Raw genomic sequence first — 591 nt, forward strand, 5'->3', positions numbered from 1 at the left:
ATGGCGCAGCGGACGGGGCTCGAACCCGCGACCTCCGCCGTGACAGGGCGGCATTCTAACCAGCTGAACTACCGCTGCATCCAAAGTAAAGAAGTAGAGATTATAAAACCTATTTATGATTTTATAAAATGGTGGTCACTATAAGACTCGAACTTATGACATCCACCTTGTAAGGGTGGCGCTCTACCAACTGAGCTAAGCGACCTATGATTGGCGACCCCTAGAGGATTTGAACCTCTGTTTCCACACAGAGAGAGTGTTGTCCTGGGCCACTAGACGAAAGGGTCATAACCCTAACAATAAAAATGGTGTCCCGTGTTGGATTCGAACCAACGGCCCCCTCCTTAAAAGGGAGATGCTCTACCGGCTGAGCTAACGAGACAATATGGCGCAGCGGACGGGGCTCGAACCCGCGACCTCCGCCGTGACAGGGCGGCATTCTAACCAGCTGAACTACCGCTGCATCCAAAGTAAAGAAGTAGAGATTATAAAACCTATTTATGATTTTATAAAATGGTGGTCACTATAAGACTCGAACTTATGACATCCACCTTGTAAGGGTGGCGCTCTACCAACTGAGCTAAGCGACCT

General features: G+C 49.2%; 6 tRNA genes. All 6 read right to left on the bottom strand.

Annotation, left to right across the window (positions count from 1 at the left end):
* Nucleotide 1: 1 nt before the first annotated feature.
* A tRNA-Asp gene (locus tag AJ882_RS03020) sits at nucleotides 2–78 on the bottom strand.
* Between the two features lie 51 nt (nucleotides 79–129).
* A tRNA-Val gene (locus AJ882_RS03025) sits at nucleotides 130–205 on the bottom strand.
* 6 nt (nucleotides 206–211) lie between these two features.
* Nucleotides 212–287, bottom strand: a tRNA-Arg gene (locus tag AJ882_RS03030).
* Between the two features lie 19 nt (nucleotides 288–306).
* A tRNA-Lys gene (locus AJ882_RS03035) sits at nucleotides 307–382 on the bottom strand.
* A gap of 4 nt (nucleotides 383–386) precedes the next feature.
* Nucleotides 387–463, bottom strand: a tRNA-Asp gene (locus AJ882_RS03040).
* 51 nt (nucleotides 464–514) lie between these two features.
* Nucleotides 515–590 (bottom strand) — tRNA-Val (locus AJ882_RS03045).
* Nucleotide 591 lies beyond the last annotated feature (1 nt).

The organism is Campylobacter sp. BCW_6461 (genome assembly GCF_001762735.1).
Classification (GTDB): Bacteria; Campylobacterota; Campylobacteria; order Campylobacterales; family Campylobacteraceae; genus Campylobacter_D; species Campylobacter_D jejuni.